The 19,279-nt window shown below is 44.0% G+C and carries 18 protein-coding genes; 8 read left to right on the top strand and 10 right to left on the bottom strand.

Annotation, left to right across the window (positions count from 1 at the left end; translation table 11 throughout):
• Window positions 1-14 precede the first annotated feature (14 nt).
• The 3 genes from R7Z41_RS06070 to R7Z41_RS06060 form a co-directional block, all read right to left on the bottom strand.
• Complete coding sequence (locus R7Z41_RS06070; RefSeq protein ID WP_047103405.1) at window positions 15-1,418, bottom strand: Y-family DNA polymerase; 1,404 nt, start codon at window positions 1,416-1,418, stop codon at window positions 15-17.
• Window positions 1,419-1,422: 4 nt separating this feature from the next.
• A complete protein-coding gene (gene imuA, locus R7Z41_RS06065) occupies window positions 1,423-2,115 on the bottom strand; it encodes a translesion DNA synthesis-associated protein ImuA (protein ID WP_017821660.1) in 693 nt (230 codons plus the stop codon).
• A 129-nt stretch (window positions 2,116-2,244) separates the two neighbouring features.
• Complete coding sequence (locus tag R7Z41_RS06060) at window positions 2,245-2,991, bottom strand: YciK family oxidoreductase (protein ID WP_005372980.1); 747 nt, start codon at window positions 2,989-2,991, stop codon at window positions 2,245-2,247.
• A 254-nt stretch (window positions 2,992-3,245) separates the two neighbouring features.
• On the opposite strand from R7Z41_RS06060, the gene sohB reads away from it, so the two are divergent.
• The 8 genes from sohB (at window position 3,246) to R7Z41_RS06020 (ending at window position 12,368) form a co-directional block, all read left to right on the top strand.
• Complete coding sequence (gene sohB / locus R7Z41_RS06055; protein WP_005385819.1) at window positions 3,246-4,307, top strand: protease SohB; 1,062 nt, start codon at window positions 3,246-3,248, stop codon at window positions 4,305-4,307.
• A 208-nt stretch (window positions 4,308-4,515) separates the two neighbouring features.
• Entirely contained in the window at window positions 4,516-5,196 is a 681-nt protein-coding gene (gene cmk, locus R7Z41_RS06050; protein ID WP_172563546.1) for a (d)CMP kinase, read from the top strand.
• A gap of 110 nt (window positions 5,197-5,306) precedes the next feature.
• Window positions 5,307-6,977, top strand: coding sequence for a 30S ribosomal protein S1 (rpsA, locus tag R7Z41_RS06045; protein WP_005385817.1), 1,671 nt, complete (start codon window positions 5,307-5,309; stop codon window positions 6,975-6,977).
• A gap of 213 nt (window positions 6,978-7,190) precedes the next feature.
• Window positions 7,191-7,472: an integration host factor subunit beta gene (ihfB, locus tag R7Z41_RS06040; RefSeq protein WP_005385816.1), complete on the top strand. Its 282-nt coding sequence runs from the start codon at window positions 7,191-7,193 to the stop codon at window positions 7,470-7,472.
• A gap of 281 nt (window positions 7,473-7,753) precedes the next feature.
• Window positions 7,754-8,050, top strand: coding sequence for a LapA family protein (locus R7Z41_RS06035; protein ID WP_005376663.1), 297 nt, complete (start codon window positions 7,754-7,756; stop codon window positions 8,048-8,050).
• A gap of 18 nt (window positions 8,051-8,068) precedes the next feature.
• Entirely contained in the window at window positions 8,069-9,244 is a 1,176-nt protein-coding gene (lapB, locus tag R7Z41_RS06030) for a lipopolysaccharide assembly protein LapB (RefSeq protein WP_005376665.1), read from the top strand.
• An 84-nt stretch (window positions 9,245-9,328) separates the two neighbouring features.
• Window positions 9,329-10,030, top strand: a complete 702-nt coding sequence (gene pyrF / locus R7Z41_RS06025) for an orotidine-5'-phosphate decarboxylase (RefSeq protein WP_225477542.1) — start codon at window positions 9,329-9,331, stop codon at window positions 10,028-10,030.
• A 499-nt stretch (window positions 10,031-10,529) separates the two neighbouring features.
• Window positions 10,530-12,368 (top strand): extracellular solute-binding protein, encoded by a 1,839-nt coding sequence (locus tag R7Z41_RS06020; protein WP_158156715.1) that lies wholly within the window; start codon window positions 10,530-10,532, stop codon window positions 12,366-12,368.
• A gap of 61 nt (window positions 12,369-12,429) precedes the next feature.
• Here R7Z41_RS06020 and R7Z41_RS06015 read toward each other — a convergent pair whose 3' ends face one another.
• From R7Z41_RS06015 to R7Z41_RS05985, 7 genes are all read right to left on the bottom strand, one after another.
• Window positions 12,430-12,669, bottom strand: a complete 240-nt coding sequence (locus R7Z41_RS06015) for a hypothetical protein (RefSeq protein WP_158156713.1) — start codon at window positions 12,667-12,669, stop codon at window positions 12,430-12,432.
• Window positions 12,670-12,875: 206 nt separating this feature from the next.
• The gene (locus tag R7Z41_RS06010; protein WP_130545143.1) at window positions 12,876-13,649 is read right to left on the bottom strand and encodes a hypothetical protein; all 774 of its coding nucleotides are present in this window, start codon (window positions 13,647-13,649) and stop codon (window positions 12,876-12,878) included.
• Between the two features lie 102 nt (window positions 13,650-13,751).
• Window positions 13,752-14,330: a membrane integrity-associated transporter subunit PqiC gene (locus tag R7Z41_RS06005; RefSeq protein ID WP_158156711.1), complete on the bottom strand. Its 579-nt coding sequence runs from the start codon at window positions 14,328-14,330 to the stop codon at window positions 13,752-13,754.
• Complete coding sequence (gene pqiB / locus R7Z41_RS06000; RefSeq protein ID WP_005376682.1) at window positions 14,330-15,976, bottom strand: intermembrane transport protein PqiB; 1,647 nt, start codon at window positions 15,974-15,976, stop codon at window positions 14,330-14,332. The genes R7Z41_RS06005 and pqiB overlap by 1 nt, the downstream gene beginning before the upstream one ends.
• Window positions 15,969-17,300 carry a paraquat-inducible protein A gene (locus tag R7Z41_RS05995; protein WP_005385807.1) on the bottom strand — a complete coding sequence of 444 codons (1,332 nt, stop codon included), beginning with the start codon at window positions 17,298-17,300 and terminating at the stop codon, window positions 15,969-15,971. The genes pqiB and R7Z41_RS05995 overlap by 8 nt, the downstream gene beginning before the upstream one ends.
• A gap of 303 nt (window positions 17,301-17,603) precedes the next feature.
• The gene (locus R7Z41_RS05990; RefSeq protein ID WP_318136339.1) at window positions 17,604-18,656 is read right to left on the bottom strand and encodes a c-type cytochrome; all 1,053 of its coding nucleotides are present in this window, start codon (window positions 18,654-18,656) and stop codon (window positions 17,604-17,606) included.
• Between the two features lie 8 nt (window positions 18,657-18,664).
• Window positions 18,665-19,228 (bottom strand): c-type cytochrome, encoded by a 564-nt coding sequence (locus R7Z41_RS05985; RefSeq protein ID WP_372059261.1) that lies wholly within the window; start codon window positions 19,226-19,228, stop codon window positions 18,665-18,667.
• Window positions 19,229-19,279 lie beyond the last annotated feature (51 nt).

Here is a 19,279-nt window from a genome sequence, read left to right as displayed (position 1 = left end):
AAATAACTGTCGATTTAACAAAAATAGCCATGAAGAAACCAGTGCTTGTGCTGATCGCGAAATATCCATAACCAGCGGCCTTGCTTGGTGTGTGCAATGTAGTAATCACGCATGATCTCATCACCATCCCACCACCCAGAAACTATTCGCTCAGGTCCGTGGACCAAAGAAACTTGCTCTTGCAATACAATGGGAGTCGGTAATTGCATTGCGGGGCGTAGTATGGATGGTATGGCGTGCCCCTTTTCATCCGGAGCATCAGCAGGGCGATACTGACTGGCCTTTTCTGGTCTAGGATCGCAAGCAATATTGGGTTTTAAAACGGCACTTTTTCCCAATTTAGCTTGCAGTAAAGAGAGCAGCTCTAAAGCATTCATGTTTCCTTTCTGCCCAGCAAAGAGATCGCGTGATGCACTAAGAGGCTCACCTTGACGGATGACTTTTAACGTTAGCCCTGTGACTGGGCCATTAAGCGAGAGTGATTCTAAGCTTAAACTCGCTAACTGTTGCCAACGCTGACATAGGTAATCACCTTGCGCAGAAGTGAGTTGAAGGTGTTGCTCTTGTTTCTCACGCTGGTGGAGTGTTAAACACAGTTCAAAAGCGACCTTATCTCTTAATTTAAGAAAGGTTTCGAGTTGACGAAGTAATTTGGCCAACGGTTTTTCAATCCACTGAACGTTTTCGATCTCAAACAACAGCTCTAAATAAACTCGGAAGGATTCGGTAGGGTGATAAAGGTCGACAGGGTGTTTAAACTGCCCAGTCAGTCGACCAACGTAGTTCACCAAATCGATATCAAAGCGTCGTGCGATGTCTTGCAATGGCAGTTCAAGCAGGTTTTGCAATGTGGTGACGCCTACACGTTGTAACTTCTCTACTGTAGCGCTTGATAAATCTGCCAGTGTTAACGGTAATGGTGATAGGACTTTTTGTATGGTAGATTTGTCTTCACTGATGACGTTCGCTCCTGATATTGCCATCAATTTGGCAGCAAAAGGCGAAAAACCACATCCGAATTGAAAACTCAGTTTCAGCTCCGATAAGTGAGCTCTGACTTTATTCCAATAGTTTTCAAGCCCTTCATACAGAGCGAGCATTGGAGTAGCACGCAGTAAAATACCTTGGTTTGGCATCAACACAACGTCAGATGTGATCAAATACAACCACTGAGCTACCTCTTGTAATTTATTTAATTCGGTTTGTGGATGATAAGGATGCACTTGTAAATCTCGACACAAGGACGCAGCACTGCCTAAGCCCATACCAGGCTTAATGCCTTGTTGTTCGGCAATCTCGTTGTATTGAATAATCTGGCAACGTTGGCTTTCGACAATCACCACGGGTTGTTCTTGGTTATCACCAAAGAGTGCGTCTAGCTGCAGGCGAGGGAAGTGCAAGTAAATCCACAGAGACATATCACTAACCTTGGTTCGCCAGTGGGAAGTTGACCACAGTCGAGTGCACAGTTTCAGATGATGGTTTCACCAGTTGCGGGTAATGGTGTTGGAATCCGATACTAACGCTACCTCTATTCCAGCCTCCTTTCCTTTTCAGCACTTCAACATGAATCCCTTGCTCGTCGCCTTTCAGTTTTAAACTGAGTGACACAGGCAAAGACAAGCGGTTGATAGTATCTGTTTTAAGCATAAAGAGAGGGCAACTCCCTTGTTCACTTGCTACCTGTAAGCGTTTCACTTGATGTATTTCAAGCTCTTCTTGCCATAACAAAACATTACTGCATACCCCACTTTTCAGACATTGCTCTGCAGCCCAAAGAGCGTCTTTGGGGTGAGTTGGAGTAACGACCCACACTTGGTTTATATCCAACCCGATGTAGTGTAAAAACAGAGAATTCACTAGCGCAGGTGGTTGAATAAATGCGGTCACACCATTGGTCTGAGTGGCTTTTAAATAGGGAGCGAGCAAACGCAATTCACCAATACTACCAATAGATTCCATCTCCACTACGCCATGAGGTGGAAAGCCTCCGCCGAGCAAATCATCTAATTCAGAAAAACCGGAACTAGTCTGCAACTGCTGAGGATCTGCTTTCGTTAAATTTGCTTGCCAAACAAGGTGTTGGCTTTTTAAGTTCTGAATAATATCTTGCATAATAAATACCTGTATATATATACAGTATATTTCTGTGGGAGAAAGTCGCAAGATTTTTATGAAGAGAGAAATGAAAAAAGGCAGCGTTTGCTGCCTTTTCAATCGATTATGTGAGGTAACCTGAATGAGTTATTTACGCTTCGGTTGAGCGTCGATGCACTGACCGTTCACATCGGTAACCGCAGGATCCATTAAGTGCAAATATAGCGGCATGATATCCAGTGGCGTTTTGAGAGTATTCGCATCTTCACCCGGATATGCTTTTTCACGCATGCGAGTACGAGTGGCACCAGGGTTAATTGCGTTAACGCGGATCGGTGTATCACTCAGCTCGTCAGCCAAAACTTGCATCATGCCTTCTACGGCAAATTTAGAGATAGCGTATGGCCCCCAGAATGCGCGGCCAGAGTGGCCGACGGTTGAAGAGGTAAAGATAATACGCCCAGCTTCTGATTTACGCATCACAGGCAGTAGTGCTTGAGTCATTAGCACTTCGGCTTTCACGTTGATCTGCATGATATCGTCGAAGTCTTCCTCTTTGATTTGATCAAATGGACACAGCGAACTCAAGACACCTGCGTTGTGTAATAGACCATCCAAGCGACCAAACTGTCCTTCGATTGTCTCTGCCATATCAATGTAATTCTGCTGAGTTGCACCCTTGAGATCCAATGGAATGATAGCTGCTTGTGGATAGCCAGCAGCTTCAATCTCATCATAGATAGATTCAAGGTTTTGCACATTTCTACCCAAGAGAATAACAGTTGCACCGTGCTCGGCATAAGAAAGCGCGGCTTGACGGCCGATGCCATTACCAGCGCCAGTAACAAGAATGACTTTACCTTTTAGAGCATCAGCTGAAACGGAGTAGTTCACGGCGATAAATCCTTATTATTGTAAGAGGGTCCATGATAGTTAATTGACGCTAAAAAACGCCTGTTTCTCAATGGAAAATCTTGGTAATCGTGACAAGATGGTTACAATACACCAATTCATGTGTTATACCAATTCCAGAACTTTCGTTAGGTATGCTATCAATCAGAACAAGTGGTTACAAACCGCGCTGCCTTCTCGCTGATGTTTCTGCGTAACATACTAACGTCATCTGAAATGAGATAAAGGAGCTCTCGTTGGAATTTTTATTAGATTATGGTCTGTTTCTGGCCAAAATTATCACGGTGGTTGCTGCGATAATTGTTCTGCTCATTATTGCAAAATCGGCTGGTGGCAAATCGGGTGCGGCGAAAGGGGAGTTAGAGATTACCAACCTTTCAGAGCAACACAAACAATCTGTTGAGCAGTTAGAGCATCATTTGCATGACGATGCTTTCATCAAGGCTCGAGATAAAGCCGTCAAGAAAGAAGAAAAAGAGAAGAACAAATCTCGCGAGAAAGAAATCAAACAAGCGAGCAAAGACGGTTCATTAGATAGCAAGCGTGAACCACACCTATTTGTTCTTGATTTCAACGGTAGCATAGACGCAAAAGAAGTCGCGTCTCTACGTGAAGAAATCACCGCTATTTTGGCTGTCGCACGTGAAGGTGATGAAGTGTTACTTCGCTTAGAGTCTGGCGGTGGTATGGTTCATGGTTACGGCCTTGCCTCTTCTCAACTGGACCGAATCAAAGCTGCAGGTCTTCCTCTGACCATCTCTGTTGACAAAGTTGCGGCAAGTGGCGGTTACATGATGGCATGTGTAGCAGATAAGATTGTTTCTGCACCATTTGCAATTGTGGGGTCTATTGGCGTTATCGCACAAATTCCTAACTTCAACAAACTGTTGAAGAAACATGACATTGAGTACGAACAACTAACAGCGGGTGAATATAAACGCACGCTAACGATGTTCGGTGAGAATACCGATAAAGCGCGCGATAAGTTTAAGCAAGAACTTGAAGAAACACATGTCTTGTTTAAAGACTTCATCCGTGAGCGTCGTCCTAGTTTGGACCTAGACAAAGTAGCCACTGGTGAGCACTGGTTCGGTACACAAGCGAAAGAGCTTGGTTTGGTGGATGACATTAGTACATCTGATGATATCGTTGTTGCAGCATGCAAAGATAAAACTGTACTTTCTGTGCATTATGTACAAAAGAAAAAACTGGCCGACAAGCTAGCAGGTGTGGCGGGTAAAGTCGCTGATAGTGTGATTTTAAAGTTAGCTGAGCGTGGTCAAAAGCCGATTGTTTAATCGAGCTTAAGTTCATGACATTTAAAACGGCGAGGGCGGAAGCCCTCGCCGTTTTTGTTGAACTTTATGTTTATTGATGAATCCAATTACGCATTAGGTGTAATGCTTTACACGACATTTTTCCTCGCTCCAAAGACTGATTACCCGTATAATGTGCGCCTCGAAAACCGAGCAAATTGCTGAAAAGAAACTATTGGTGGAGAAGAACATGTCCTCTCAAACTCCGGTTGTAACCGTAGATGGACCTAGTGGTGCAGGTAAAGGCACTTTATGTATGTTGCTGGCGAAAAAGTTGGGTTTCCAACTCTTAGATTCTGGCGCAATTTATCGTGTACTTGCACTCGCTGCGATTCACCACGGTGTCGACACCGAGTCAGAAGATGCTCTTGTCCCACTAGCAACCCACCTAGACGTTCAATTTATCGCGGAAGGTGACTTAGTTAAGGTCATTCTAGAAGGCGAAGACGTGTCAGGGGAGCTTCGCAAAGAAGAAACAGGCATGGCAGCATCTAAAGTTGCGGCTTTGCCACGTGTTCGTGAAGCATTACTACGTCGTCAGCGTGCATTTGAGACCGCTCCGGGTCTGGTTGCTGATGGTCGTGATATGGGCACAATTGTATTCCCGAGTGCGCAAGCAAAAATCTTCCTTGATGCGAGTGCTGAAGAGCGTGCAAATCGACGCCTTAAACAGTTGCAAGAGAAAGGGTTAGATGTTAGATTTGCTGACCTTTTAAGCGAGATCCAAGAGCGTGACGACCGAGATCGTAACCGCCCAGTGGCGCCATTACGCCCTGCTGAGGATGCGCTTGTGCTAGATTCTACGTTGATGAGTATCGACGAAGTAGTAGAAAAGGCACTACAATATATCGAATCGAAGCTAGCTGAGTAATAATACTCGACTAGGCTAAGAGCGTTGGTCGCAAGGATGATGACTGGCGAATTTAATAACCCCATGCGGTAGGATACCCGTGGAAGTTTAATTTATTGAAGATTAATTAAATGACTGAATCTTTTGCTCAACTCTTTGAAGAGTTTCTAAACGAAACAGAATTCCAACAAGGCAGCATCGTTAAAGGTACTGTAGTAGCTATCGAGAACGGTTTCGTTCTTGTTGACGCTGGTCTTAAGTCTGAATCTGCTATCCCTGCTGAACAGTTCAAGAACGCTGCTGGCGAACTTGAAGTAGAAGTTGGCGCTGAAGTAGACGTAGCTCTAGACGCTGTTGAAGATGGTTTCGGTGAAACTCAACTTTCTCGTGAGAAAGCTAAGCGTCACGAAGCTTGGATCGTACTTGAGAAAGCTTACGAAGAAGCTGAAACTGTTGTTGGTATCATCAACGGTAAAGTTAAAGGCGGTTTCACTGTTGAACTAAACGGTATCCGTGCTTTCCTTCCTGGCTCTCTAGTAGACGTACGTCCAATCCGCGACACTGCTCACCTAGAAAACAAAGAGCTAGAGTTCAAAGTTATCAAACTTGACCAAAAACGTAACAACGTAGTTGTTTCACGTCGTGCAGTTATCGAATCAGAGAACAGCGTTGAGCGTGACGAGCTTCTAGAAACTCTACAAGAAGGTTCTGAAGTTAAAGGTATCGTTAAGAACCTTACTGACTACGGTGCGTTCGTTGACCTAGGTGGCGTTGACGGTCTTCTACATATCACTGATATGGCTTGGAAGCGCGTTAAGCACCCATCTGAAATCGTTAACGTTGGTGACGAGATCCAAGTTAAAGTTCTTAAGTTCGACCGTGAGCGTACTCGCGTATCACTAGGTCTTAAGCAACTAGGCGAAGATCCATGGGTAGCAATCGCTAAGCGTTACCCAGAAGGTCACAAACTAACTGGTCGCGTAACTAACCTAACTGACTACGGCTGCTTCGTTGAAATCGAAGAAGGCGTTGAAGGTCTAGTTCACGTTTCAGAAATGGATTGGACTAACAAGAACATCCACCCTTCTAAAGTTGTTAATGTTGGCGACGAAGTTGAGGTTATGGTTCTTGAAATCGACGAAGAACGTCGTCGTATCTCTCTAGGTCTGAAACAGTGTAAAGCTAACCCATGGCAGTCATTCGCTGAAGCACAAGCTAAAGGCGACAAAGTTACTGGTAAGATCAAGTCTATCACTGACTTCGGTATCTTCATCGGTCTAGAAGGCGGCATCGACGGTCTAGTTCACCTATCTGACATTTCTTGGAATGTTGCTGGCGAAGAAGCTGTACGTGAGTACAAGAAAGGCGACGAGATCTCTGCAGTTGTTCTAGCAGTAGACGCTGAGCGTGAGCGCATCTCTCTAGGCATCAAGCAAATGGAAAATGACCCATTCAATGCTTACGTTGCTGACAACAAGAAAGGTGTTCTAGTTAACGCTACTGTAACTGCTGTTGACGCTAAAGGCGCTACTGTTGAAATCGCAGAAGGCGTTGAAGGTTACATCCGTGCTTCTGAAGTATCACGCGATCGCGTAGAAGATGCTTCTCTAATCCTAAGCGCTGGTGATGTTGTTGAAGCGAAGTTCACAGGTGTAGACCGTAAGAACCGCGTAATCAACCTATCTATCAAAGCTAAAGACGAAGCTGACGAGCAAGAAGCAATGGCATCTATCAACAAGCAAGATGACAATGCATTCGGTAACGCAATGGCTGACGCTTTCAAAGCTGCTAAAGGCGAATAATATACTCGCTTAAGCAAAAAAGGAGCCGCAAGGCTCCTTTTTTATATTTGGTCATATTTAAGTAGTAATACTAATGACAGTAAACTATCTTAATAAAAGGCATTTCTTCATTGCGCATTTTGCATAAAATTTGTCTAGAATTGTCAGCAAGTGTTTGTTGGAATTAGTATTACTTACTATAATAAGTGATAAAGATACTCAAAGAGGGCAACTATGACTAAGTCTGAACTGATTGAAAGACTCTGCGCTGAGCAAACACACTTATCAGCGAAAGAGGTAGAGGATGCTGTAAAAGATATTTTAGAGCACATGGCCTCTACACTAGAGAGCGGTGACCGTATCGAGATCCGTGGCTTTGGTAGTTTTTCTCTTCATTACCGCGAGCCTCGCGTAGGTCGTAACCCTAAAACGGGCGATAAAGTGGAATTGGAAGGTAAATACGTTCCACATTTCAAACCTGGTAAAGAACTTCGTGAGCGTGTAAATATTGGTTAATGCACTCTTATTAGTTTGAAAAAAGCGGCATACGTTTGTGTATGCCGCTTTTTTGTAATGTATCCAAGTTAGTCATACATCCAAGATCGTTTACTAATCTAATTGTGGATTCGGCTGTTTTCTTTGCTGCTTTCTATACCCAAATAACTTTAACTTCTAAGCATGTCTACAAACTAAGCATCTTGAGGTTACTTGGGTATAGATTATTGCTAATATACGTAGTCTGAAGAAGCATTTTCCTGCATAATCTTACCGACTTACTCCTAGAAGGGTGATGTAACATGAAAATTATAAAAATCGTTGCTGTTTTAGCTCTCTTTTTAATTGCATTGGCGTTAGGTTCCCAAAACCAAGAGCTCGTGACTTTTAACTATCTTCTAGCAAAAGGAGAGTTCCACTTATCTACGCTATTAGGTGTAGTATTTGTGGTTGGCTTTGCTTTAGCGTGGGTTATCTTTGGTAGCATCCAACTGAAAACTCAGCTACAGGTCCGTCGTTTAAAGAAAAAACTGAAAAAGTACGAACCAACTGAATCAAACAACGCTGCTGATAAGCCAGCCATTGAAAAACAGGCATAAGGATAAGGCTTAACTTTAATGCTTGAACTACTCTTCTTGTTGTTGCCTATAGCTGCTGCGTATGGCTGGTATATGGGGCATCGCAGCGCTCAGCAAGACAAGCAGAAGCAATCTCATCAAATCTCTCGTCAGTATATGACGGGTCTTAATCTGCTGCTCTCTGACCAATCAGATAAGGCTGTCGATCACTTTATTGAATTGCTCCAAGTTGATAACGAGACCATCGATACTCACCTTGCGTTGGGTAACCTGTTCCGGTCTCGTGGTGAAGTCGACCGCGCAATCAGAATTCACCAAAATCTTATTTCTCGTTCAGGCTTAACACTGGACCAAAAGAACCTCGCCCTTCAACAGTTAGCGAAAGACTACATGGTCTCAGGTTTTCTTGATCGTGCAGAGAAAATCTTCGAACAGTTAGTCGAAGAGCCAGATTACAAAGAGGCGGCTCTTCAACAATTAGTGACCATTTATCAGCAAACACGAGAATGGGAAAAGGCGATTTATTACGCGAACCAATTGGCTAAGTTAGGTAATAAACGCTCAAGGATGCGTGCAAATATTGCCCATTTTTGGTGTGAAATAGCCATGCTCGACCAAGCTGATGGGAATACTAATAAGGCAATACAGCATTTTAAAAAAGCGTTAGCGGAAGACCCGAAGTGTGTTCGAGCAAGTATTGCTTTGGGACGAATTTATCTAGAGTCTGAAGACTATAAGCACACCATCAAATATCTGACAGGGGTACTTGAGCAAGATAAAGACTTTATCAGTGATGTCTTGCCAACTATTGCAGAATGCTATCATCATCTGGGTCAGGAAGATGAACTTGTCGAGTTTCTGCGAGCTTGTATTGATAAGAAAGCAGGCGTATCAGCCGAGTTGATGTTGGCTCAATTAGTTGCTCATCACGAGAACGTTGGGGCTGCTCAAGAGTTACTGACGAAACAATTGCTGAAAAACCCAACCATGAAGGGCTTCTACCGTTTAATTGACTACCACATTGCAGAAGCAGAAGATGGTCGAGCGAAAGACAGCCTATCAACACTACAAGCGATGGTGGGTGAACAGTTAAAAGTGAAACCACATTACCGATGCCGGAAGTGTGGATTTTCTACCCATTCCCTTTATTGGCATTGTCCGTCCTGTAAAGGATGGGGGACGATCAAGCCAATCCGCGGATTGGATGGTGAATAATTCTTAATGCAGCTGGCAGAGTTTCTGTCCGCTGTATTTTTTTAACTTTTTATTTAATAAGAACCAAAACAGTTAGGAGATGAAATGATCGACCAAAAAGTTATTGTCGCACTGGATTATGATAACCAAGCAGATGCACTTGCGTTTGTAGATAGAATTGATCCTGCGTCATGCCGACTAAAAGTTGGCAAGGAGATGTTTACGCTATTTGGTCCTGATTTTGTACGTGAACTCCATAAACGTGGTTTCTCGGTATTCCTAGATTTAAAATTTCACGATATTCCAAACACCTGTTCGAAAGCAGTTCGCGCTGCGGCTGAAATGGGTGTATGGATGGTGAACGTACACGCGAGCGGTGGTGAGCGTATGATGACGGCATCACGTGAAATTCTTGAGCCATATGGTAAAGATCGTCCACTTCTTATCGGTGTAACGGTACTAACCAGTATGGAACAAAGTGATTTAGCTGGTATTGGTTTGAATGTTGCGCCTCAGGAGCAAGTGATTCGTCTAGCAACCTTGACCAAAAACGCAGGCTTAGATGGTGTGGTATGTTCAGCGCAAGAGTCCTCATTACTGAAGAGCGAACTAGGCCAAGAATTTAAGTTAGTGACCCCTGGTATTCGACCTGCTGGCTCAGAACAAGGTGACCAACGCCGTATCATGACGCCAGTAGACGCTATCCAATCAGGTTCAGGTTATCTTGTGATTGGTCGCCCTATCACTCAAGCGTCAAATCCTGCAGAAGTGCTGAAGTCGATCAATGAGAGCTTATCTAACATGTAAGCACTGTCTCGATTGTATGGAGAAAAGTGAGGCTAAGATGCCTCACTTTTTACATCGAATGAAAATACTGATCGCGGTAAACAACCATTCCTTTTAACCAGCTATGTCTGATCATTTACTCGCTTTAACTGGTATATCGGGGCCAATTGAGATAAAGGTTCTGCGGTTTATTCTGAGTAAAGTAGGGCTTGGTACTATGCCGATCACACTTTTGTAACATAACTCACTGTGATGCCTCGAAAATGCAACCATGTGTTATTGATGGCTTGCGTTACAAATGTCTAAAGAATACTATGGCGAAGATGCATTCACTGCGTTGTAAGGTCTAGGATGACCTAGTGAAACTCTTTGAAATTAATATAGAAGCTGGCAGGACGTCACTTCATATTACGTTCCTATTATTTCCTATCTGCGTATTTTAAATCGCAGCTTTCTGTGAGCTTTCACACGCTGTCTTCCTTGTTACGACCTTAGTGCGCAAACACAACAAGGAAGAAACATGACTAAAAAACTGCCATTTTCAGTACTAGCAACACTGACCGCTGCCAGTTTTCAACTGAGTGCGGCAGAATTGCCAGCTGATATCGAATGGATTTCAAACAACAACGAACCTCTATTTGCCTCTGAAGAAGCGGTACGAGGTGGCACCTATCGCACTTACATTCAGAGCTTTCCGCAAACATTACGAAGTGTTGGTCCAGATGCGAACTCAGGTTTGCGCCAATACTTAATGGATGGTTCACCAAAACTGGCTCAGCGTCATCCAAATACTGGCAAATGGATCCCTCAACTTGCTAAGTCATGGGCATTTGGAGAAGACAACAAAACCGTATTCTTTAAACTCGACGAAACGGCCGAGTGGTCAGATGGTGAAAAAATTACAGCAGATGATTACGTCTTTATGATGAAGTACTACACGTCAAAAGACATTATCGACCCGTGGTATAACGACTTCTTCACAAACAGTATTGTGAGTGTTGAAAAAATTGATGACTACACGATCAAAGTCAATCTTGCTGTAGCTCAAAGTCATGACTCACTTATGGTTATGATTAACATGCCAAGTAATGGTTTTCAGCCTCGTCCTGAACACTTCTTTGAAGGAGAAAAGGACGCAAATAACGATGGCATGCCTGATAACTTCGTCAGAAAGTTTAACTTTAAATCTGAGCCAACCGCAGCGCCTTACTACATTGATCAAGTGAAGAAAGGTAAGAGCGTGACATTCAAACATGTCGGTGAAGATTGGTGGGGATACAACAACCGCTACTATAAAAACCGTTATAACGTTGAAAAGGTTCGCATTAAGGTAATTCGCGATCCTGATATTGCCATGAAGCACTTTGAGAAAGGCAACTTAGACTACTTTGAGATGGTGCTACCAAGCTTTTGGCATGACAAAACCAATAGTGATGTGTACAAAAAAGGCTATATCCAAAAGTACTGGGGCTTTAACGAAGCACCGCAAGGAGCTGGTGGTCTTTGGATGAACACAGTGATGCCGATGTTGGATAACCTAGAAGTGCGTAAAGGTGTTATGGCAGCCACTGACTATGACGGCATGATTGAAAACATCATGCGTGGAGATTATTCACGTAAACCGCATGGACTCGGCTTTGGTCATGGCGAATACGATGATCCTAACAATACACCGCCAAAGTTTGATGCTGATGCGGCGGTTAAACACTTCGAAAAAGCGGGCTTTGACAAAGTGGGCGCAGATGGTATTCGTGTTAACGACAAGGGCCAACGCTTGAGCTTTGCTATCACCTACGGATACAACTCTTGGACACCGCGTATTGCATACCTGAAAGAGCAAGCGAAACTTGCTGGTCTTGAGTTCACGTTAAACTTGGTGGATGGCTCATCTGCGTTTAAATACATTCTTGAGAAAAAGCATCAGTTAGCGTTTTTGAATATGGGCTCTGGTGAGATCCCTGCGTATTGGGAATACCTACACTCGGATAATGCAAATCGACCACAAACGAATGCTCACACCAACTACAGCAGCCCTGAGCTAGACAAGTTAATTGAAGCGTATGATTCTGAGTTTGATCAGGAGAAGCGTTATGACTTGTCGCATCAAATCCAAAACTATGTCAGCAAAGCGAATATCATCGTTCCTGGCTACATGGTGCCTTATTCTCGAGTTGCTCATTGGCGCTGGGTTAAAATTCCTAAAAACGGCATGACAAAAGCGACAGAATGGGTGCTTCATCCAATGGATATCGGTAATTTCTGGATTGATAACCAAGTAAAAGAAGAGACAGAAGAAGCGATGGCCGAGGGTAAAACCTTCCCAGAATTAACGGTAATTGATGATCGTTACAAATTGTAAGTCATTAGTTTAGATAGAAAATGATAGCCCCGGTAATGAATTTTATCGGGGCTTTCTTTTTTTACTTAATAAGGTAAGACACTTCTAAAAGGTAGGTTTTTGCATCACCAAGCAAAGAGAACGCTTTATCGATGGTTTTAAATCGATCATCAAGCGAGTCGCTGGATATCAGCTGGCTGAATGTTTGCAACGAGAAAGCTTCGTTTGCTTTGAAGAACTGATGTATGTTTTCAAGCTGCACTTTATGAATATGCTCCACCTTATTTAGGGCGGTGGTTAAATCGGAAATGTTAATCGACATTGCTACTCGGGAACCTTATCAACAAGACCTATATGAGGTCATAGAGTGGGGTTTTATATTTTGCGACAGAGAGTAACACCGAAGAGCAATTTATAGTCTGATGAAGATCAATTTGCCTTATTTAAGCATCTGTAACGCGGCACTAGACGTGTACCTAGAGCTAGTACACGTTACAACGCTTGAATATAGGCTAGGGTTTCACCTGATCAAAAGTAAAAGCCAAGTCCGACTAAAAGCCCTTGAGAAGCCGTATCATATTCAAATACCTCTTCATTTTTGTAATCGACCCAGGTCGACTTGTAAGCTAAGTTGAGATCAGACCATTCGTTAAAGCGATAACGAACACCAGTTTGAATGGCATAAGTGAAGTGAGTATCGTTGCCAAGTCCGGCGTCGATGCTGGCATGAAGTCGCCAGTTTTCGCTCAATTCATCAATGAGTCGCAAGCCAACTAAAAAATCGACCCAATCTTCTTGTAATGACAGTCTATCTTCTAGTACCCGGTTATCATTACGATACAGCTTGCCGGTGATGTCATTGTCCCACCAACGTAATCCAAACATATAATCCAGTTTACCAAATGAATATTGTTCGCGTTGGAATGCCTTTGCTTCTAGAACACCTTGCCGTATTTCGATGTCCGCACGATAACGAGCGTTAGGCAGAGCGCCCTTGATATTATTAACATCACCACTTAAGTTCATGAAACTATAATCTATGTAGTAGCCCCACTTACTTTGGTAAATACTCTCGAATCGCAACATCGCCCCAATATCGAGGTGGTCTACGATGAACTTAGGATCGACATCCACCTCTGATGAAAAGCGACCAATACTGGTATCCCCGTGGATATTCAGTCCTAGCATGTACACTTCTATGCTATTTCGCCAACGAGATTCTTGTGTCTCGGCTGAGAGCGCTACTGATGTAGGTAATACAAGAATGAGTGAGGAGAGTGATAGCAGGTTACATGGTTTCATCCAATTTCCTTTTCGGCTTTTCGTCAGCTTTCAGCTTAGTAGAAGTCGCTACACTCTGCATAAAAAAGGGAAGCAACTTGCTTCCCTGTAATTAACATTGACTTAGAGTTGTTTGGCAATGTCTGAGGTTAGGCTTTCTAAGCCTATGGATAAAGCGTTGACGAGCGCTTCATAGCCCTCATCTTGAAGCGGCTGAGAGATTTGTATTGGCGCGCTGTTTTCTACCTTACCTTCGGCATTAATGAGTAACCATTCCCCCTCAATTTCGATATTACCTTTGTAGCTGCCATTAAATTTATTTAACGTAAGCTGGAGTTTGGCTTCACCGCTTTGATCCAACAGATTATTCATTTCAGCCGGCCAGTAATGACTTTGCTTGTGACGCAGCTCCGCGACGACTCTCTGAGTGATTTGCTCAGAAATACTGTGCGCCCATTGATTGTGTTTCGCCTGAATAACTTGGGTCTCAGAGGTTCGATAAACAATGCCACTATCATTCAAATAACTCGCCAATGTCACTGGACGAACAACTAAAGTTGGGCGCTGAGCGATATCAGAAGAGCTCAGCGTCACTGGTTCCACCTTAGGTAGAAGGTACATAGCTCCTTTAGTTTGCGGAGCGCTACTGCAACCCGTTAGACCGACAAATAGCGCGATAGACAGAAAGAATACTCGTTTCATTAGTTTTGGCCTTTAACTGGTATTGGGTCACTGATTTCATCTTCTCCAAACACAAGAGAGTTTGGCTTTTCGTTTAGCTGTTTAAGTACGGGTTTAAACTCTGTCATCACGCTTTCTAATTCTTTTAGCGTGGCTTCCATTTCGCTGTACATGGTTGAGTTGGGCCCATAACCATCGAGTGTTTTTTGTAATTGCTGTAAGCTTTGGCGAATATCTGTTGGGATCTCTTGCGTCTCTTTTTGATTCAAAAGTTTATCAATACTGTCCGCCACGCGTTCTGCTGAAGCTAACGTTTTTTCAGACGTTTTTAACGTTGAATTGAGAGAATCTAGCGTTTCTTCCATCGGTAAGTTATTAATCTTATTTAGGAAGTCGTTCACTTGGCGCTGAACCTGCGCAAAACCACCACGCATGGTTGGGAAAACATCTAAATCAGCAAACTTACTCGGTACGTAAGGCTCGTCATTTGGATAGAAGTCGGCGTCAACATATAGTGCGCCTGTTAATAAGTTACCTGTTTTTAAAGTACCACGTAGGCCTTTAGCAAACTCACTCTTCAATTTATCTTTTAACATTGGTAAAGATTGGGATTGGAAATCGCCATAAACACGGCCGAGCTCGATACGTACCAATACAGGAATTTTTTTCGCAGAAAAGTTCTCTTCTGGGGTTGGAAGTCGCATTGGTACACGCATCACAGTACCAATTCTCAAGCCTCGATATTCGACAGGTGCCTTACGTTTAAGTCCTCGTACCGATTCATCAAAAAGCATAACGAATTCAATATAATCATCGTACATGCCTTCTCGAAGTTGTTTAATATCATCGTACAAGCGGAAGTTGACCATATTTTCAGTGAGCTGTTCACCGGATTCAAGACCTGGAACGGTATCGAAGGTAACACCACCCGTTAGCATGCTCTCTAATGAGCCAAACTTGACTTCGAACCCTTCAGCATTGAGCTGTAAATCTACGCCAGAATTCAGCCAGAACTTGGTACGAGTGCGCACTAAGCTGTCATAAGGCTTGAAAATAAAGAGTTGGTATAACGCTTTGCGAGTGTCAACATCAAAGCTGGTTTTCTCTACACGACCAACCGTAAAGCCTTTATAAATGACGGGGTCACCAACGCCTAGTTTACCGGCCTCGCGGTGTGTTAACACAAGGCGTAACCCCTCTGCATCAGGAGAGGCCACTGGGGGAACATCTAAGACCGTAAAGCGCTCTTTCTCTATCTTAGATTTACCCGGTTGAAGTTGGATATAAGCGCCAGAGAGCAAGGTCTCTAAACCTGAAACGCCATCACGGCCAATACGAGGCTTCACCACCCAAAACATGGTGTCATCTCGCAGCATGCGTTCTGCATCCTTGTTCATTTGTGCCTTAGCGATGATGTGATCGTAATTTTCACTGAGAGTGACTTCAGTAATCAGTCCGACTTTTACATTCAATGCTCGGATTTCGGTTTTGCCAACCTCAATCCCATCTGCGGTTGGCAGTTGGAGAGTAATTTGTGGGCCTGTACTGTTGATATATTGGAACAGCATCCACGCTCCCATGGCTAGCGCAAGGATCGGGACAATCCATATCGCAGAAATCTGCTTTTGCGGTTTTATTTGAGCGGTTACGTTGTTCTCATCACTCATATTTGGCTTTCTCGTTTAAGTTGTCAGAAATCGGCTCCTGCACTTCGTTTTGTGGCAATTGCCACAACAAACGTGAGTCAAATATCATTGCAGAAAGCATAGTAAAAATGACCACTGCCGCGAAAGAGAGCGCAGCAGGACCTGGATAAATCGCCATTAAGTTTTGCAGTTGAACCAGTGCAACTAAGATCGCGACGACGAAGATATCGATCATGGACCAACGGCCAATAAACTCAGTTATACGGTAGATCTTTAAGCGTGAAATACTCTCTTCGTGCGGAAGATATCGCGCTTTTTGCGCATTGTAATACAGCCACGCGAGTGCCAGCATTTTCGCCATTGGAATAAATACGCTAGCAAAGAAAATTACCATCGCAATAGGGTAAGAACCTAAATGCCAAAGCAATATTACCCCCTCCATGATAGTTGAACCTTCTGCATGTCCAAGACTTACGGTGTACATCATAGGGTAGAGGTTTGCAGGGATATAGAAAATGACTGAAGCAAACAAAAGCGCCCAAGCTTTTTGTAAGTTGTCTGCGGGGTTGTATTTGTGAATAGGGCTTTTACAACGAATGCAGTGTTGGTGTTTTTTAGCTTCAATAGGGTTGAGCTGGTGACACGTATGACAACCAATATGGTTGTGGTTATGGTGCGTATCACCCTCTTTTACATCAGATAGCTCGATAGCTGGAATAAAGTGCCCCCAGAGCCAGCTTTTGTCGACCATTGATATGCATTTGACTACCAGAACGGTATATACACAAAACGCCCAGAATGAAGTGCCCATTCCTATGTCTGCGAGGGAAGCGATTTTAATTAAGCTGACCAACACGCCAATCAAAAAGACATCCACCATTAACCAGGGTTCGACTCGAAACAGAAGACGGCATAAAACTTTTGCCATTCGTTGCTGCTTTCTAGAGGGGGTATGTTTACGTGCTTTTAATGCTTCAAGGTGAAGAAAGAGAATGAGACCAACATAGATTGCAGGCAAAACGATAACTGTTGCGAGTAGCAGCACACCCAAAAGCACATTTTGAAACTCAGCCAGCATTTTGGCAGCGTGCAACAAGGTGATTTCTTGCGACAACCCTTGCACGCTGAACGACATAAAAGGGAAAGAAATGCTTAGCACTAACATGATCAAACATGCCGATGATATGGCGATCACGCTTTGGTAAGGCTTGGCATTCACTTTAGTCAGCGAATGCGAACATCGAGGACATTGTGCTTTTTGCCCCTGTTCGATATCGGGAATGCGAACAACAAGGCCGCACTCTTCGCATGAAATTAACTGACGGGAATTAGGTTGAATACTCATCGGGTAGGTTTTAGATTCATTTGCTTTAAGAATACTCTTTTTTCACTAGGCACGCTTGTTTTGATTCAGGAGTTTACGAGTTTCTTACTTTTGGCATTAGAGGATATGGGAGATCTAAGACATAAACGAAGTCGCGTTTGGTACAAGATTTTACGGCGAAGATGAATATGTTGGAAGCCGAAAGTAATATGATGTTGCTTGTTTATTGGAGGGGGTAACTACTTGTTTTTAAGGGTAAGTAACCCTGCCCAGATAATCTGAGCAGAGAAAAAGAGCATTTTATTTAAGGTACTTAGTTGTACTTTACTTGACCGTTCCGCTCTTAAAGGCATTGGAGCCGACTTGCGTACCGTTGAGCGTTTTGCCGTAATAGCCTTGGTGCTGGTGATATTTCTCCGCGTTTGCGGTGACATTGCCTTTGAATCGAGGATCTTGTGGACGCTCATGGCTGTTGACGTATGCTGCGACATCCCAAGCTTCTTGCTCTGTCAGCTGCACACTTTTCCCAAGCGGCATGTTTTCGTAAATAAAATAGGCCGCTGTGTTAATCCGGTGCATACCTGCGCCCCAGTTATACGCATATTCGCCCCAAAGTGGTGGAATGTATGAATGGTCGTTGGTGTCTTTGATGCCTGAACCGTCGGCGCGATGGCAAGCTTCACAGTTCTTTTCGTAGACCAATGCGCCTCGCTCTATTGATGGTTCTTGCTCAGGGGCGGCGATTTTTGGGTAGCCACGCCCAGAGAGATTACCCCGCTTTTCAATTGGTAATGCTTGTGCGATGGCTTCGGGCAACGGGAAGTCTTTTGCTTTTCCACCAATTTGCAACGTTTTTGCGTCTAGTTCTGGAATGGGTTCATCCGCCATACCATGTTTGTCAAGCAAGCCGCCCATCGCTAACCAGTAGGCGTAAGCACTAAGGGCAACAATTTCTGTCGAATCGTAAGCGGGCGCTTTACCGTTCATGGAATACTCGAAACAACCTTGGATACGGTCAGCATAGCTGTTTACGCGATCGTTTTTCTTACGATATGCCGGGTATGCCATGTAAGCTGCCCACAGTGGCGCAGCGTTTGCTTTTCGTCCTGCCTCCATATGGCAGTTCACACAGTTTTGTTCGTTGCCAACGTATTTTCCGCGCATTTGTTGTGAGTTAACAAAGAGCGAGTAACCGCGTTTTACTTGCTCACCAAATGCGGTGTTTGGGATTGTGCTGAGATCACGCGGTTTTAAGTATTCACCGTGCTTTTCTTTTTCTATCGCAGGTAGCTCTTTCTGGCGGTCCGGTAATGGAGCGTTAGCTAGTACGAGCGTAGAAATGAAAGGCAGTGCGAACAAAGAATAGAAACGTTTCATGACTGCTCCTAGTAACGTAATGAGGCAAAGTAGTAAGCAAGATTTTCGATCTCTTTGTCAGTGAGATTTTTTGCGATGGTCCCCATCATATTGAGCGGGTCGCCACTGCGAGTGCCGTTTTTCCATGCCATCAATTGCGTTTTTAAGTAATCAGCATGTTGGCTTGCGAGGCGAGGGAACTTGTCGACGCCCATACCGCTGGCTCCATGACAAGTTGCGCAAGCTGGAATATTTCTATCCCAATCGCCTTGGAAAATTAACTTACGATACGGGTTACGAATATCAGCTTGGTCGCCGCGTTGTTCTGGATTCGTGAACTCATAGCTCGGGAGGTTAGCAAAGTACTCCATAACTTCCTTACGGCCTGCGGGATCGCTGAGTTCCTTCGCCATGCCTTGCATGACCACATTTTGGCGTTCGCCACTAAGGAATAGTTCGATTTGAGTGTTGAGATAATTCGCGTTTAAACCAGCGATCATCGGCGCGATATTTGGCTGTCCCATGCCATCTTGGCCGTGACAACCGCTACATACGCTGGCTTTTTCCGGAATAGACGAGGCGCTTGCGCCCATAGTGGTTGCTAACAAACAGGCCACCACCACTGGAAGAATTTTTGACATGCT

This window comes from Vibrio sp. 1457 (assembly GCF_033340195.1).
Classification (GTDB): Bacteria; Pseudomonadota; Gammaproteobacteria; order Enterobacterales; family Vibrionaceae; genus Vibrio; species Vibrio alginolyticus.
The sequence above is the reverse complement of the archived record's forward strand: the minus strand, read 5'-3'. Positions and strand labels throughout refer to the sequence as shown.

Coding starts and splice junctions, on each gene's coding strand:
- pqiB (WP_005376682.1), bottom strand. CDS start 15,976: ATGAGTGATGAGAACAACGTAACCGCTCAAATAAAACCGCAAAAGCAG.
- rpsA (WP_005385817.1), top strand. CDS start 5,307: ATGACTGAATCTTTTGCTCAACTCTTTGAAGAGTTTCTAAACGAAACA.
- ihfB (WP_005385816.1), top strand. CDS start 7,191: ATGACTAAGTCTGAACTGATTGAAAGACTCTGCGCTGAGCAAACACAC.
- R7Z41_RS05990 (WP_318136339.1), bottom strand. CDS start 18,656: ATGAAACGTTTCTATTCTTTGTTCGCACTGCCTTTCATTTCTACGCTC.
- R7Z41_RS06035 (WP_005376663.1), top strand. CDS start 7,754: ATGAAAATTATAAAAATCGTTGCTGTTTTAGCTCTCTTTTTAATTGCA.
- R7Z41_RS06005 (WP_158156711.1), bottom strand. CDS start 14,330: ATGAAACGAGTATTCTTTCTGTCTATCGCGCTATTTGTCGGTCTAACG.
- R7Z41_RS06010 (WP_130545143.1), bottom strand. CDS start 13,649: ATGAAACCATGTAACCTGCTATCACTCTCCTCACTCATTCTTGTATTA.
- lapB (WP_005376665.1), top strand. CDS start 8,069: ATGCTTGAACTACTCTTCTTGTTGTTGCCTATAGCTGCTGCGTATGGC.
- pyrF (WP_225477542.1), top strand. CDS start 9,329: ATGATCGACCAAAAAGTTATTGTCGCACTGGATTATGATAACCAAGCA.
- cmk (WP_172563546.1), top strand. CDS start 4,516: ATGTCCTCTCAAACTCCGGTTGTAACCGTAGATGGACCTAGTGGTGCA.
- R7Z41_RS05985 (WP_372059261.1), bottom strand. CDS start 19,228: ATGGGCGCAAGCGCCTCGTCTATTCCGGAAAAAGCCAGCGTATGTAGC.
- R7Z41_RS06020 (WP_158156715.1), top strand. CDS start 10,530: ATGACTAAAAAACTGCCATTTTCAGTACTAGCAACACTGACCGCTGCC.
- R7Z41_RS06015 (WP_158156713.1), bottom strand. CDS start 12,669: ATGTCGATTAACATTTCCGATTTAACCACCGCCCTAAATAAGGTGGAG.
- imuA (WP_017821660.1), bottom strand. CDS start 2,115: ATGCAAGATATTATTCAGAACTTAAAAAGCCAACACCTTGTTTGGCAA.
- R7Z41_RS05995 (WP_005385807.1), bottom strand. CDS start 17,300: ATGAGTATTCAACCTAATTCCCGTCAGTTAATTTCATGCGAAGAGTGC.
- R7Z41_RS06070 (WP_047103405.1), bottom strand. CDS start 1,418: ATGTCTCTGTGGATTTACTTGCACTTCCCTCGCCTGCAGCTAGACGCA.